We start from the raw sequence: 13,330 nt of genomic DNA on the forward strand, positions 1-13,330 counted from the left end.
GGCCGTCACCGGCCGTCGTCGGAAGCGGGCGTGCCGTGGTAGCGCTGGGCCAGCCTGGCGAGCGCCACCGCCGCGAGCAGCAGCCCGAAGTCGCGCAGGGCGACGTCGTAGTAATCGGGAATCGTCAGCAGATCGACGATGATCCCCGCGAGCCAGCCGGCCACCAGCCAGCCCCCGAAGCGCGGCGCGAGGCCCACGACGACACCGGCCACGATCTCGATCACCCCCACCGCGTACATCGCCGACTGGGCGCTGCCCGGGACGACGTCGTCGATCCACGGCGCGAGATAGCCGGGCCAGTCGGTGAGGAGGTTCGCGAACTTGTCCAGTCCGAACAGGACCGGCGCCACGGTGAACGCCGTACGCAGGATGACGAACGCCTGATAGCCGGGGTCGGCGAGCGCGGCCCGCCGGGGCGCGACCGAGGGGCCGCCCGTGGTTGTGGAGGTCATGACCTGCACCCTTCTTCTATCGACAACTCTCGTTAATTATAGAAGCGGGGTTTCCTTCTTTAGTCAATGGCTGTTGCTTTTACACTGGTGTTCGTGGACGACACGGAAGAAGTACGCGACAAGGACGTCTCCGCCATCGCCGCTCTGGACGAGCCCACCCGCCGGAGGCTGTACGACTACGTGGTGCGCCGGCCGCACCCGGTCGGCCGGGACGAGGCGGCCGAGGCCCTCGGCCTCGCGCGGCAGACCGCGGCGTTCCACCTGGACCGGCTGGCCGCCGAACACCTCCTCGACGTGCTCCATGTACGGCGCAGCGGACGCAGCGGACCGGGCGCGGGCCGCCCCGCGAAGCTCTACCGCCGCTCCGGGGAGCAGATCAGCGTCAGCCTCCCCGACCGCCGGTACGAACTCGCCGGCCGGCTGCTCGCCCAGGCCGTGGAGGAATCCGGCGCCACCGGGGAACCCGTACGCGAGGTGCTGCACCGCAGGGCACGCGAGACGGGCGTCCGGCTGGGGGAGGACGGCGACGGACAGGAGGTCGTACGGGTGCTGGAACGGTACGGATTCGAGCCCCGCCGCGAGGACGCGTCCGTCGTCCTCGGCAACTGCCCCTTCCACGCCCTCGCCCGGGCCCACACGCAGACGGTCTGCGGCATGAACCTGCACTTGATGTGCGGTGTGCTCGAGGGACTCGGCGGCGACACGGGGTACGAGGCCCGCCTGGCCCCCGAACCCGGCCGGTGCTGCGTCCGCCTGGAGCCCGCCGCCTGAACCCGCCGCCCCGGAGGTGCGCCATGACCCCGCGCGAGCTGTCCACCTTCGGCCACGGCACCGCCGGCCGGGAGGCCCTCGCCCGGCTGCTGCACGACGCCGGGATCACCGCCGTCGTGGACGTCCGGACCGGCCCCGGCAGCCGCCGCGACCCGGACCTCGGGCGCGACCGGCTCGCCGTATGGCTGCCCGGGGAGGGCATCTCCTACCGCTGGGAGCGGGATCTCGGCGGCTTCCGCAAACCGCCGTCCGACTCGCCCGACACCGTCTGGCGCAACGACTCCTTCCGCGGCTACGCCGCCCACACCCGCACCCCCGGATTCCTCGCCGCGATGGACACCCTGCTCGAGCAGGCCGCCCGCGAGCCCACGGCGGTCATGTGCGGCGAGTCCGTGTGGTGGCGGTGCCACCGGCGGCTCATCGCCGACTTCGCCGTCCTCGCCCGCGACGTGCCGGCCCGTCATCTGATGCACGACGGACGCCACACGCCGCACACCCCCACCCCGGGCGCCCGCCTGCGCGCCGACGGCCTGCTCGTCTACGACGACACCGACGCCGTGTCACGCTAGGCGGCCGGACGCAACTCGGGAGTCACCCGCCGTTACCGGACGCGCCCCAAGACTGGATCCGTTCGTTCTCTGGAATTGGTCGTGTCTGGGGTTGTAGGTTCGCCCCATGACCGCATCCCGGCCGCCGACCACCGCCGAGGAGCTCCGCGCCGCGGGCCTGCGCGCGACGGCCGCCCGCGTCGCCCTCCTGGAAGCCGTCCGCCAGGGCGGCCACCTCGGCGCCGAGGACCTCGCCTCCGAAGTGCGCCGGCGTATCGGGCACGTCTCCCTGCAGGCGGTGTACGAGGCGCTCCACGCGCTCACCGGGGCGGGGCTGGTGCGCCGTATCGCACCGGCCGGCGGCCCCGCCCGGTACGGCGGGCGCGTCGGGGACAACCACCACCATCTGGTGTGCCGGTCCTGCGGCACCGTCGCCGACGTCGACTGCGCGGTCGGCGACGCCCCGTGTCTGACCCCCTCCGACAGCCACGGCTTCGTGATCGACGAGGCCGAGGTCGTCTACTGGGGCCGGTGCCCCGGCTGTTCCACCTCCCGCAGTAGCTGAACTGCGCGAACCGTTTCGCCCGGAAGGACTCCCATGACCGAGAACCACGACGCGATCGTCACCGAACCCAAGGCACAGGAGGCAGGTGGCTGCCCGGTCGCGCACGGTCGCGCCCCGCACCCCACCCAGGGCGGCGGAAACCACCGGTGGTGGCCCGAGCGCCTCAACCTGAAGATCCTCGCCAAGAACCCGGCCGTGGCGAACCCGCTGGGTGAGGACTTCGACTACGCCGAGGCGTTCCGGGCCCTCGACCTGCCCGCGGTGAAGCGGGACATCGCCGAGGTGCTGACCACCTCGCAGGACTGGTGGCCCGCCGACTTCGGCCACTACGGCCCGCTCATCGTCCGGATGGCCTGGCACAGCGCCGGCACCTACCGCATCAGCGACGGCCGCGGCGGCGCCGGCGCCGGCCAGCAGCGCTTCGCCCCGCTCAACAGCTGGCCGGACAACGCCAACCTCGACAAGGCGCGCCGGCTGCTGTGGCCCGTCAAGAAGAAGTACGGCAAGAGCCTGTCCTGGGCCGACCTGCTGATCCTCTCCGGCAACGTCGCCCTGGAGTCCATGGGCTTCACCCCCTTCGGCTTCGCCGGCGGCCGCGCCGACGTCTGGGAGCCCGAGGAGGACGTGTACTGGGGTCCCGAGTCCACCTGGCTCGGCGACGAGCGCTACACCGGCGACCGGGAGCTGGAGAACCCGCTCGGCGCCGTCCAGATGGGCCTCATCTACGTCAACCCGGAGGGCCCGGGCGGCAATCCGGACCCGATCGCCTCGGCCCGCGACATCCGCGAGACGTTCCGCCGGATGGCGATGAACGACGAGGAGACCGTCGCCCTCATCGCGGGCGGCCACACCTTCGGCAAGACCCACGGCGCCGGCCCCGCCGACCACGTGGGCGACGACCCGGAGGCCGCCGGCCTGGGGGAGCAGGGCCTGGGCTGGAAGAGCACCTTCGGCACCGGCAAGGGCGGTGACACGATCACCAGCGGTCTCGAGGTGACGTGGACCAACACGCCGACGACCTGGGACAACAGCTTCTTCGAGATCCTCTTCGGCTACGAGTGGGAGCTGTTCAAGAGCCCCGCGGGCGCCAACCAGTGGCGGCCGAAGGACGGTGCGGGCGCCGGCACCGTGCCCGACGCCCACGACGCGTCGAAGAGCCACCAGCCGACGATGCTCACGACGGACCTCGCGCTCCGCTTCGACCCGGTCTACGGCCCGATCTCCCGGCGCTTCCTGGAGAACCCGGACGAGTTCGCGGACGCCTTCGCCCGCGCCTGGTACAAACTGACCCACCGCGACATGGGCCCGAAGTCGCTGTACCTCGGCCCCGAGGTGCCGGCCGAGACCCTGCTGTGGCAGGACCCGCTGCCGGAGCGCACCCACGACCTGATCGACGCCGCGGACGTCGCCGCCCTCAAGGAGCGGGTGCTCGCCTCCGGGCTGTCGGTGGCCGACCTGGTCTCGACGGCATGGGCGTCGGCCTCCTCCTTCCGCGGCAGCGACAAGCGCGGCGGCGCCGACGGTGCGCGCGTCCGCCTGGAGCCGCAGCGCGGCTGGGAGGCCAACGACCCCGACCGCCTGGCCGCGGTGCTGCGCACCCTGGAGGGCGTCCAGGAGTCCTTCAACGCCGGGCGGGCCGGAGGCAAGCAGGTCTCGCTGGCCGACCTGATCGTGCTGGCCGGCGCCGCGGGCGTCGAGAAGGCCGCCCGGGACGGCGGCGTCGAGATCGAGGTGCCGTTCACGCCGGGCCGTGTGGACGCCGCGCAGGAGCAGACCGACGCGGAGTCCTTCGCCCCGCTCGAGCCGGCCGCCGACGGCTTCCGCAACTACCTGGGCAAGGGCAACCGGCTGCCGGCCGAGTTCCTGCTCCTCGACAAGGCCAATCTGCTCACCCTGAGCGCCCCCGAGATGACCGTCCTCGTCGGCGGGCTGCGGGTGCTGGGCGCGACCTACCAGCAGTCGTCGCTCGGTGTGCTCACCACGGCCCCCGGGACCCTGACCAACGACTTCTTCGTCAACCTGCTCGACCTGGGCACCACGTGGCAGGCGACGTCCGAGGACCAGACCACGTTCGAGGGCCGTGACGCGGCCACCGGCGAGGTCAGGTGGACCGGCACCCGTGCCGACCTCGTGTTCGGCTCGAACTCCGAGCTGCGCGCGCTCGCGGAGGTCTACGCGAGCGACGACGCCAAGGAGACCTTCGTGCGGGACTTCGTCAAGGCGTGGGACAAGGTGATGAACCTCGACCGGTTCGACCTCGTCTGATCCGCACATCCCGGGCCGGCCCGCGGGAACGGCCGGCCCGGGATGCGCGCGGGCCGCCCTGCCACCAGGCTTGAAGTGAGCCGACCGCCACCTGAAGGAGGCGCCTGGGATGGGCAAGGGCAGCAGCGACCGCGGGAAGGACCTCCACGAGGGCGACGAGGTCGCCTGGAGCAGCCACGGCAGCGAGACCGGGGGCAAGGTCGAGAAGAAGATCACCGAGCGCACCGAGGCGGCCGGACGTACGGTCGCCGCCTCCGAGGAGGAACCGCAGTACGAGGTGCGCAGCGAGAAGTCGGGCAGGCCGGCGGTCCACAAGCCCTCGGCGCTCAGGAAGAGGAAGTGAGCGCCGGGGCCGCGGACCGGGAGGACGAGACCTGGGACGAGTTCCGCGAACTGGTCACCATGAAGCCGGCCGAACTGGAGAAGTGGCTCGGCACGGAGGAGTCCCGTGACGCGGGACAGCACGAGGACGGCGGCGAGTCCACCGGCCACGCCTCGGGCCGGCGCATCGTCACCATCCTGCGCACCGCCCGCAAGGACCTCTCCGCCGACGACTACGCCCATATGCGCAAGGTCGTCGGCTACATCCGCCGCCATCTCGCCCAACGCCCGTCCGGTGATGTTCGAGACACCCGCTGGCGCCGCTCACTGATGAACTGGGGCCACGACCCGCTGGTGAACTCGCCCCGGTGACAACCGCGTTGGAACGGCGACTTACGGCCTTCCGCACCGGGAACCGGGCGCGTCGCCCGCGCGTTGTCGGTGTGACGTAGCACAATGATCGGAAAAGGAGATCAACTCCGGCGCCGCGCTGGGTAGACGGTCTCGTGTCCCGGCTCCGGAAAGGTTCTGCAGATGCTCGCCACCGTCGACCGTCCGAACACCCTCATCGCCCTGCCGACCCAGCGGCGCCGGCCGGTGACGACCGAACTCCCGGCCGCTCCCTCCCGGAAGCACAACCTGGCCGGCACCGACCGCGCCGACGTGCTGCGCATCATCTCCGACCCCCGCACCCCCACGTACGTGACCGAGTACGCCAACGGCCGCCGCAGGTACAGCTACTGGCGCCCGGTCGACCCCACCGGCACGGGCGGCTGCTACGCGTCCCTGCCGACCGCCGAGTGCGACGCGCTGCACGCGGCCGGCCGGATCACCCTGGGCGAGCCCGTGGTGGACCCCAACCGCACCACCTACCGCGTCCGCCCCGCGGCCCGCCCGCAGCCCGCCACCCGCCCCGAACCGGCCCCCCGAACCAGCTTCGAGCCGATACGCACACCCCGCGAACGCGCCCGCGTGGCCTGACCGGGCAGGGGCGCTGGGCCGCCTTGGACGTGACGTATCGAGAACGGGAATCCCGAGGGCGCCGTGCCGGCCCCCGAAACCGGTACCGCCCGGCTGCCGTACGCGGCTGCCGGGCGGTCCGAAGTCCCCGTGTCAGGCGATGGACGCCGCGATGACGGCCGAGACCGCGAGGTTGCAGGACGCCGTCACCCAGACCGCCGGGTGGGGTTCGGGCTCGACCAGCGTGGCGCCCAGGCGCCCCGGGGTGATGAGGTCCACGACCAGGAACGCCACGGCCATCATCACCAGCCCCAGCACACCGAACGTCGCCGTCGACGCCAGCCCCTTGCCGAAGTCCTCGTACGTCGTCCAGATCGACGTGAACACGATCCCGCCGATGCCGAGCAGCGCGGAGCTCAGCACCAGCGCGGCGTTGCGGTTGCGCTCCTGCCAGATCTGCCGGCCGAGCTTTCCGGGCGTCAGCACGTCGACCAGGACGATGCCGAGGACCAGCAGGACCAGTCCGAGTGCGCCGTAGGCGGTGGCCCGGCCGAGTCCGTTGACGATGTCGCTCATGGGGGTGCCGGCTCCGTAGGGTGAATGATCGCGGTCAAGGGCGTGCAAAATGTAGCGCACCCGTTCGACGCCCCGGGCCGCTGCCCCGTCATCCCCCGGCCCCGATGTCGTCGGCACGGGCGACGAAGCGCGCGGCGCCGTCGCTGATCCGGTACAGGAAAGCGCCGCCGTCCCGGTCGGCGTCGTAGAACTGGCCGCCGGGATCGTAGGAGAACCGGCGGGTGATGCCCTGCCAGGGGGTGCGCAGCAGTTCGGAGCGGAGGGCGGAGGGGCCGTCGGCGCCGGCGTTGACGAGGCCGTGGGCGGCGAACCGTACGGCGTCGTAGGCCTCGGCCGCCCAGGGCGCGGGGGAGCGGCCGTGGCGATCGCGGTGGGCGGCGGCGAAGGCCCGGGTGCGCGGGTCGGCCTCGGCGTCGGCGTACGCGGTGCCCACCAGCCAGCCCTCCGCCTCGGCGAGGAACCGGCCGCCGAGCACCCGTTCCTCCGCGACCCGCGCCCCGCGGTGGCCCGCCTCCCGCAGCGCGCGGGCGAAGGCGGCGGCGCGCTCCGGACGCACACCGGCGAACATCACCGCGTCCCGGGGACGTTCGGCGACGCGCCCGGCGACGGCGGCGAAGCCCTCGTCCGCCGCGACCTCCTCCACCGCCGTCGCCCCGTCGAGCTTTCCGTACACCGTGACGATGCGGACGTACGGCACGGTCTCGGCGGCGTCGGTGAGATCGTGCACGACCACTGTCCGGGCGGGTCTCACCACGCGGTTGAGATGGCGCAGGATCGCCGGCGGCCCAGCCGACCTGGTCGGCCGCAGCAGCAGCGCGGTGGTGAGGTTGGCGCTGTCCAGCAGGCTGCTGTCGGCCCTGACCACCAGCGCGGTGATCCGCGCCCGGGTACAGGCCTGCACGGCCGTGGGGACGGTCGCGTTCGTGCCGGCGCAGACGACCACCGCCAGATCCCTCGCGCCGGCCAGCGCGGCCGCCGCACGCGCGGAACCCTCCGCCGTACCACTGTCGGCGGCCGTGCGCAGCGCCAGGTCGAACTCCCGCCGCACATCGCGGTTGTGCTCGTCGACGGCCAGCCGCGCACCGCGCTCCTGGGCCGTGAAGGCACCGTCCGTCCGATCCCCGAGCAGCCCGACGGCATACGCCGGCCGGTCCCCGGTCAAGGGCGGCACCGGGGCGCCCCGGGACCGGAACCACCAGGCGCCCGCCGCCGTGGCCCCGACGCCGAGCACCGCCCCGGTCGTGAGCAGCCGCCGACGGGTGGGGGACGGTCCGGTCGGCACCCCGCCGACGACGGTGGGTTCGGGCACGGGCAGGTCCACGACGCGCGTGGCCTGCGCGGCGACGAGCGCGGGCAGCCCCTCCGGCAGCCAGCCGGCCGCCTCGAACTCCCCGAACCTCGAACGGAGTTCGGCGACGGTGGGACGCTCCCCGGGATCCTTCGCGAGACACCGCCGTACGATCTCGCGCAGAGCGGCCGGTACACCCTCCAGGTCCGGCTCCTCGTGCACGGTCCGGTACAGCACCCCCGCCGCACCGCCGGCGCCGAACACCGCCCGGCCCGTGGCCGCGTGGGCGAGGACACAGCCGAGGGAGAACACATCGCCGGCCGGGCCCACCGTACGGCCCCGCGCCTGCTCCGGGGAGAGATACCCCGGGGAGCCCACCACCGAGCCGTCGGCGGTCAGCGCCGTCGCTCCGACCGCCCGGGCGATTCCGAAGTCGATCAGCCGGGGACCGTCGGCGGTGAGGAGCACGTTCGACGGTTTCACGTCCCGGTGCACCAGCCCCGCCGCGTGCACGTCCTCCAGTGCCCCGGCCAGCGCGGCGCCCAGCGACCGCAGTTGCTCCTCGGGCCAGACGCCGTGGCGGGCGATCGCCTCGGCGAGCGAGGGGCCCGGCACATAGGCGGTGGCCAGCCACGGGGAACGCGCCTCGGCGTCGGCCGCGACGACCGGCACCGTCCAGCGGCCGCTCAGCCGGGCGGCGAGCTCCGTCTCCCTGCGGAACCGCGCCCGGAAACCGGGGTCGTCGGCGTGCTCGGCCCGGACGACCTTGAGCGCGCACCAGGCGCCGTGCGGGGAGCGCGCGAGATAGACGACACCCATGCCGCCCGCGCCGAGCCGGCCCGCCAGCCGGTGGCCGCCGATCTCCGAGGGATCGAACGGCCGCAGCCGCTCCATACCCCTAGGCCTCCGTCGCGCGCTGCAGATCGGTCAGCGAACCCCGTTGCACGAACCGCCCGTCACGCACCTGGTGGACGAACGTGCTGTCGGACCAGCCCTGGTTGTCGCTGTGGTACTCGTGGAAGTCGCCGAAGGCGTAGCCGCGGGAGACGCCCGTGTACGTGGCCTTCGCCATCCGCCCGCCGAGCGCGGCCCGCGCCGGCCGGCGCCCGCCGCGGGCGGGGACCGTCCGCGCGAACTCCGCCAGCAGCATCCGCGCGGTGTCGTAGGCCTCGGCGGCGTAGGGACCCGGCGCGGAGCCGTGCAGGTGGCGCCACGCCGTCGTGAACGCCCGGGCCCGCTCGGTCTCCAGCGCGTTGGCGTCGACGGCGGCCGTCACCACGTACCAGCCCTCGCCCGCCGCACCCGCCTGCCGCGGGAACGCCGACCCGTACAGCAGGTGCTGCATCCAGCGCGGCCCGTCGAAACCGGCCGCCGCGAGCTCACGGGCCGCCCGGACGGTTCCGTCCAGCGTGCCGAAACAGGCGAAGGCGTCGACGCCCGCAGTCAGCAGTGAGCGCACGGCGGCGGGGGCGTCGTCCGTCTCCTCCGCCACCACCCTGGGCACCGCCTCGCCGCCCAGCGTGTCCCGCCACTGTCTGACCAGCAGGGTGCCCTGCTCCTGGACGGTCGTCCCGCCCGACCGGTCGATCACCACACCGATCCGGCCCAACTGCTTCGTCACCAGGGCGTGCAGCGCGATCCAGGTGCCGAGCGCCGAATGGGGCGCGCCGCTCTGGAACGACGACTTCGGCGACAGCAGGAAGTAGTCCTGCTGGCCCGTGGTGCTGGACACATGGGTGAGCCCCGCCTCGCCGTAGACGTTCGCGGCGGTCCGCATCGGGATCTCGGTGACCGGCCCGAGGACGGCGACCACGTCCCGGTCGGCCGTGAAGGCACGGGCCACCTCCCGGGCGCTCACGGCGTCACCGCGGTCCCGGGCCACCCGCACCGTCAGGTCGTAGGCACGCCGGGGGCCGGCGTTGTGCTGGGCGACCGCGAGACGCGCCGCGCGCTCACACGCCCGGCTGAACAGGGCGGCCGGAGCACCACGGGTGGAGTGCACACCGAGCACGTACGAGGGGAGCTTTGGGCCCGAGCCGCCCGGGCCGTCGTCCCGGGAGGCGAGCACCGCCGCCGTGGTCGCGCCGCCCGCGGTCAGCAGCAGCGCCCCGCCGGCCAGCAGCAGCCGGCGCCTGGCCGGCCGGCGCACGGGGTCCTGCGGCGTGTCCGCGCCGCCGGAGGACGTCGCCTCGTTCACGACCGTCGGCTCGATCCCGGGCAGGGCGAGGCTCTCGGCGGAGCGCGCGGCGACCATCCGGGCCACCGGGTCGGGGAGCCAGCTCGCGCCGTCCGGGACGTCCTCGGCCAGCTGCCGTGCCGTCTCCACCGCCGTGGGGCGGCCCTGCGGGTCCTTGCCGAGACAGCGCGCCACCAGTTCCCGCGACGCGGCCTCCACCCCGTCGAGGCCGGGATCGTCGTGCACGGTGCGGTACAGCAGCGCGTCCGGCTCCCCGCTGCCGAACGGCGGCCGGCCGGACATCGCGTACGCCAGGACGCAGCCCAGCGCGAAGACATCGCTCGCGGCCGTGGCCGGCTCACCGCGCGCCTGCTCCGGGGCGAGGAAGCCGGGGGTGCCGACCACCAGGCCCGGCGCGGTCAGCGTGGTGTCGTCGACGGCACGCGCGATACCGAAGTCGATGAGCCGCGGCCCGTCCGGCGCCAGCAGCACGTTGCCGGGCTTCACGTCACGGTGCACCAGCCCCGCCGCGTGGACGTCGGCCAGCGCACCGGCCAGCAGCGCCCCCAGCACCCGCGCCGCCCGGGGCGGCAGCGGGCCGTGCGCCGCCACGGCCTCGGCCAGCGACGGACCGGGCACGAACGCGGTGGCCAGCCACGGCGTCCGGGCGTCGGCGTCCGCCTCGAGCACCGGTACGACCCAGGGGTTGTCCACCCGCCGGGCCAGCTCCGTCTCCCGGGCGAACCGGGCCCGGAAGTCCTCGTCGGCGGCGCCCCCGGCCTGGATCACCTTGACCGCTGCCAGCCTCCCGGAGCCGGTGCGCCCCAGATAGACCACGCCCATGCCGCCCGCGCCGAGGCGCCGCAGCAACCGGAATCCGGCGATACGTGAGGGGTCGGAGGGCCGCAGCGGCTCGCTCATCGTGACGCCCCCTTCGCGCCCGGCTCCCCGGCCCCGGCCAGCCGGTCGATGTCGGCGGCGACGAAACCGACCCCCTTGGCCACGTCCGCCGATATCGCGGACCGCTCCTCCTCGCCGCGCCCGGCGCCGATCCGGGCGGTCGCGGCCACGGTGACGGGACCGAGCCGGTACTTGTACCAGTCGAAGGCGCGCGGATCCTTCTCCCCGTCCACCAGATACTCCCCGGTCTCCACCAGATCGTCGTCGGCGATCGCGTTGCGCTCCTCGCCGAACGGGTTGGCCTGCGAGTACAGCCCTCGCACCCGCTCGGTGGCGTTGAGCCGCTGTTCCGGGCAGCGCAGCGCCTCCTCCAGGGAGACCGCCATGTCCCGGCGCCCGCCCGTGACGTCCCCGTGCACCGTCACCGTGAGGTTCACCCGCACGGCCTCCTTGCCCTTCGCCGCCGGCAGCACGAACGCCCGTGTGAGGCTGGCCAGTACCCGGTCCGGCAGCGGCTCACGGCGCCACAGACAGTCCTCGCCGAGCACCGCCCACTCGGCCGGATCGCTCTCGTACGGCCGCTGCCGGCGGAACCCGACGCCGAAGTAGTCGGGCCGTACGGCGAGTCCGCGCACGAACGCGACCGCCTCCGAACGGCTGCCCGGCGCCCGGTCCTCCGCCACGGTGTACGGGGCGGGCGCGGACGGGCCCGAACCCGGTCCGGCCGCCGAACTCTTCCCGCCCGGCGACGGCTCGGGGGTGCCGGCCCCGTCGTCCGTCCCGCCGGTGCATCCCACCAGCAGCAGCGCCGCCGCCGTCACGGCCACGACCGGTCTGTGCGCGACCATGTCCCGCCCCCGCTCCCCAACGGTCGGTCCTGTCGAAGGCAGTGTGGCGCATGGTGGGGGTGACGGGGTAGCAACTCGACCGCATACAAAGGGACTTGGTCTCGGTCGTCGTCCAGGAGTCATGCCCGCGCACATCCGGGGCATCAGAAGTCCACGGGACGGACCGTGAAGGAGAACCAGCCATGAGCAGCGGCAGCCGCACTCTCATCGCCATGTACGCCGCCGTCGCCCTCTGGCTCTCCTTCTGCACCGTCCGCACCTGGGGCACCGTCCCCCCGTGGACCACCTTCGCGATGGCCCTCGCCTCCCTCGCCCCCGTGATCGGGGTCGTGCGGGAGACCGTCATCGCCGACGAGCGGCGTGCCGTCGCCGTCCTGCGGGAACGGGAGGGGCGCCGGGCGGCATGGCGCGACGAGGCGGCCGCCGCGCTCGCACAGGCCGAGGTGGAGGCCGCCTGCTGCGAACGCTGGTGGACGTCGTGCGCCACCGAGCACGATCCCGCCTGCGCACACCGGACTTCGTGGGGCACCACGGCCTGACCCGCCGGGCCGCCGCATCCTGGTCTGGACCAGACTCTTGACGCCGTCTTATCTCACTTCTTAAATCAAGTGGTTGTACCTCCACCCCCACAACCACGTTCGGCGCACCCGGACTTCCGGGCCGCCGTACGGAAAGGGAGAGCCATGTCCTCTCCGCGCAGACTCCGCAGATGGCTGATCGCCGCGGTGTCCGCCGCGCTGGTCGCCTCCGGCGCGGCAGGCACCGCGACGGCGGAACCGGCCGGTCCCGCCGCGGCGGCCGCCGTGACGTTCTCGGACACCTTCGACGGGCCCGCCGGCGCCGCGGTCGACTCCTCGAAGTGGCAGACCGAGACCGGCGACAACGTCAACAACCACGAGCGGCAGTACTACACCTCCGGCAACAGGAACGCCGCCCTGGACGGCCAGGGCCATCTGGTGATCACGGCCCGCAAGGAGAACCCGGCCAACTACCAGTGCTGGTACGGCACCTGTCAGTACACCTCGGCCCGGCTCAACACCTCCGGCAGGTTCACCGCCCAGTACGGGCACGTCGAGGCACGGATGAAGGTGCCGCGCGGACAGGGCATGTGGCCCGCGTTCTGGATGCTGGGCACACCGGTCAACTGGCCGGACTCGGGCGAGATCGACATCATGGAGAACGTCGGCTTCGAACCCTCCACCGTGCACGGCACGATCCACGGTCCCGGCTACTCCGGATCCGGCGGCATCGGCGCCGGCTACACCCTGCCGGGCGGCCAGGCCTTCGCGGACGCCTTCCACACCTTCGCCGTGGACTGGGCGCCGGACTCGATCACCTGGTCCGTCGACGGCAACGTCTACCAGCGGCGCACCCCCGCCGACCTCGGCGGCAAGCAGTGGGTGTTCAACAAGCCGTACTTCCTCATCCTCAACCTCGCGGTGGGCGGCTACTGGCCCGGCGACCCGGACGGCAACACCGTCTTCCCGCAGCAACTCGTCGTGGACCACGTGTCGGTGACGACCGGTGACTCCCCGGCCGGCGGCGCGATCCGCGGCCTGGCCGGCAAGTGTGTGGACGTGGCCGGTGCGGGCACCGCCAACGGTACGGCCGTACAGCTCTACGACTGCAACGGGACGTCCGCGCAGAACTGGACCGTGGG

Annotated in this window: 14 protein-coding genes; 9 read left to right on the forward strand and 5 right to left on the reverse strand. The window is 73.4% G+C overall.

Annotated elements, in window-relative coordinates; all coding sequences use genetic code 11:
- Window positions 1-5 precede the first annotated feature (5 nt).
- A complete protein-coding gene (locus IF28_RS0134140) occupies window positions 6-452 on the reverse strand; it encodes a DoxX family membrane protein (RefSeq protein WP_030228896.1) in 447 nt (148 codons plus the stop codon).
- 87 nt (window positions 453-539) lie between these two features.
- Between IF28_RS0134140 and IF28_RS0134145 the strand changes: the two genes are divergently transcribed.
- The 7 genes from IF28_RS0134145 to IF28_RS0134175 all read left to right on the forward strand — a co-directional run bounded on the left by IF28_RS0134145 (window position 540) and on the right by IF28_RS0134175 (window position 5,903).
- A complete protein-coding gene (locus tag IF28_RS0134145) occupies window positions 540-1,223 on the forward strand; it encodes a helix-turn-helix transcriptional regulator (protein ID WP_030228897.1) in 684 nt (227 codons plus the stop codon).
- A gap of 23 nt (window positions 1,224-1,246) precedes the next feature.
- Window positions 1,247-1,792 carry a DUF488 family protein gene (locus IF28_RS0134150; RefSeq protein WP_051713974.1) on the forward strand — a complete coding sequence of 182 codons (546 nt, stop codon included), beginning with the start codon at window positions 1,247-1,249 and terminating at the stop codon, window positions 1,790-1,792.
- Window positions 1,793-1,898: 106 nt separating this feature from the next.
- Entirely contained in the window at window positions 1,899-2,336 is a 438-nt protein-coding gene (locus IF28_RS0134155; protein ID WP_030228902.1) for a Fur family transcriptional regulator, read from the forward strand.
- Between the two features lie 33 nt (window positions 2,337-2,369).
- Window positions 2,370-4,601 (forward strand): catalase/peroxidase HPI, encoded by a 2,232-nt coding sequence (katG, locus tag IF28_RS0134160; protein ID WP_030228904.1) that lies wholly within the window; start codon window positions 2,370-2,372, stop codon window positions 4,599-4,601.
- 109 nt (window positions 4,602-4,710) lie between these two features.
- A complete protein-coding gene (locus IF28_RS0134165; protein WP_030228906.1) occupies window positions 4,711-4,944 on the forward strand; it encodes a DUF2945 domain-containing protein in 234 nt (77 codons plus the stop codon).
- On the forward strand, window positions 4,941-5,294 hold the full coding sequence (locus tag IF28_RS0134170; RefSeq protein ID WP_030228908.1) for a DUF3140 domain-containing protein: 354 nt from the start codon (window positions 4,941-4,943) through the stop codon (window positions 5,292-5,294). Before IF28_RS0134165 ends, IF28_RS0134170 begins: the two co-directional genes overlap by 4 nt.
- Before the next feature lie 162 nt (window positions 5,295-5,456).
- Window positions 5,457-5,903, forward strand: coding sequence for a hypothetical protein (locus IF28_RS0134175; RefSeq protein ID WP_051713975.1), 447 nt, complete (start codon window positions 5,457-5,459; stop codon window positions 5,901-5,903).
- Window positions 5,904-6,035: 132 nt separating this feature from the next.
- Here IF28_RS0134175 and IF28_RS0134180 read toward each other — a convergent pair whose 3' ends face one another.
- From IF28_RS0134180 to IF28_RS36690, 4 genes are all read right to left on the reverse strand, one after another.
- Window positions 6,036-6,458, reverse strand: coding sequence for a DUF350 domain-containing protein (locus IF28_RS0134180; RefSeq protein WP_030228913.1), 423 nt, complete (start codon window positions 6,456-6,458; stop codon window positions 6,036-6,038).
- Window positions 6,459-6,546: 88 nt separating this feature from the next.
- Window positions 6,547-8,640, reverse strand: a complete 2,094-nt coding sequence (locus tag IF28_RS0134185) for a bifunctional serine/threonine-protein kinase/ABC transporter substrate-binding protein (RefSeq protein WP_030228915.1) — start codon at window positions 8,638-8,640, stop codon at window positions 6,547-6,549.
- 4 nt (window positions 8,641-8,644) lie between these two features.
- Window positions 8,645-10,843 carry a bifunctional serine/threonine-protein kinase/ABC transporter substrate-binding protein gene (locus IF28_RS0134190; protein ID WP_030228917.1) on the reverse strand — a complete coding sequence of 733 codons (2,199 nt, stop codon included), beginning with the start codon at window positions 10,841-10,843 and terminating at the stop codon, window positions 8,645-8,647.
- On the reverse strand, window positions 10,840-11,670 hold the full coding sequence (locus tag IF28_RS36690) for a hypothetical protein (RefSeq protein ID WP_037894633.1): 831 nt from the start codon (window positions 11,668-11,670) through the stop codon (window positions 10,840-10,842). Before IF28_RS36690 ends, IF28_RS0134190 begins: the two co-directional genes overlap by 4 nt.
- Window positions 11,671-11,852: 182 nt before the next feature.
- Here IF28_RS36690 and IF28_RS0134200 point away from each other — a divergent pair, with 182 nt between their 5' ends.
- A complete protein-coding gene (locus IF28_RS0134200) occupies window positions 11,853-12,209 on the forward strand; it encodes a hypothetical protein (protein WP_030228925.1) in 357 nt (118 codons plus the stop codon).
- Window positions 12,210-12,353: 144 nt separating this feature from the next.
- Window positions 12,354-13,330: glycoside hydrolase family 16 protein (locus IF28_RS0134205; RefSeq protein WP_030228927.1), on the forward strand; the 977-nt coding region annotated here is incomplete at its 3' end.

Origin of the sequence: Streptomyces sp. NRRL WC-3626 (genome assembly GCF_000718785.1) — a bacterium.
GTDB classification, from domain to species: Bacteria; Actinomycetota; Actinomycetes; order Streptomycetales; family Streptomycetaceae; genus Streptomyces; species Streptomyces edwardsiae.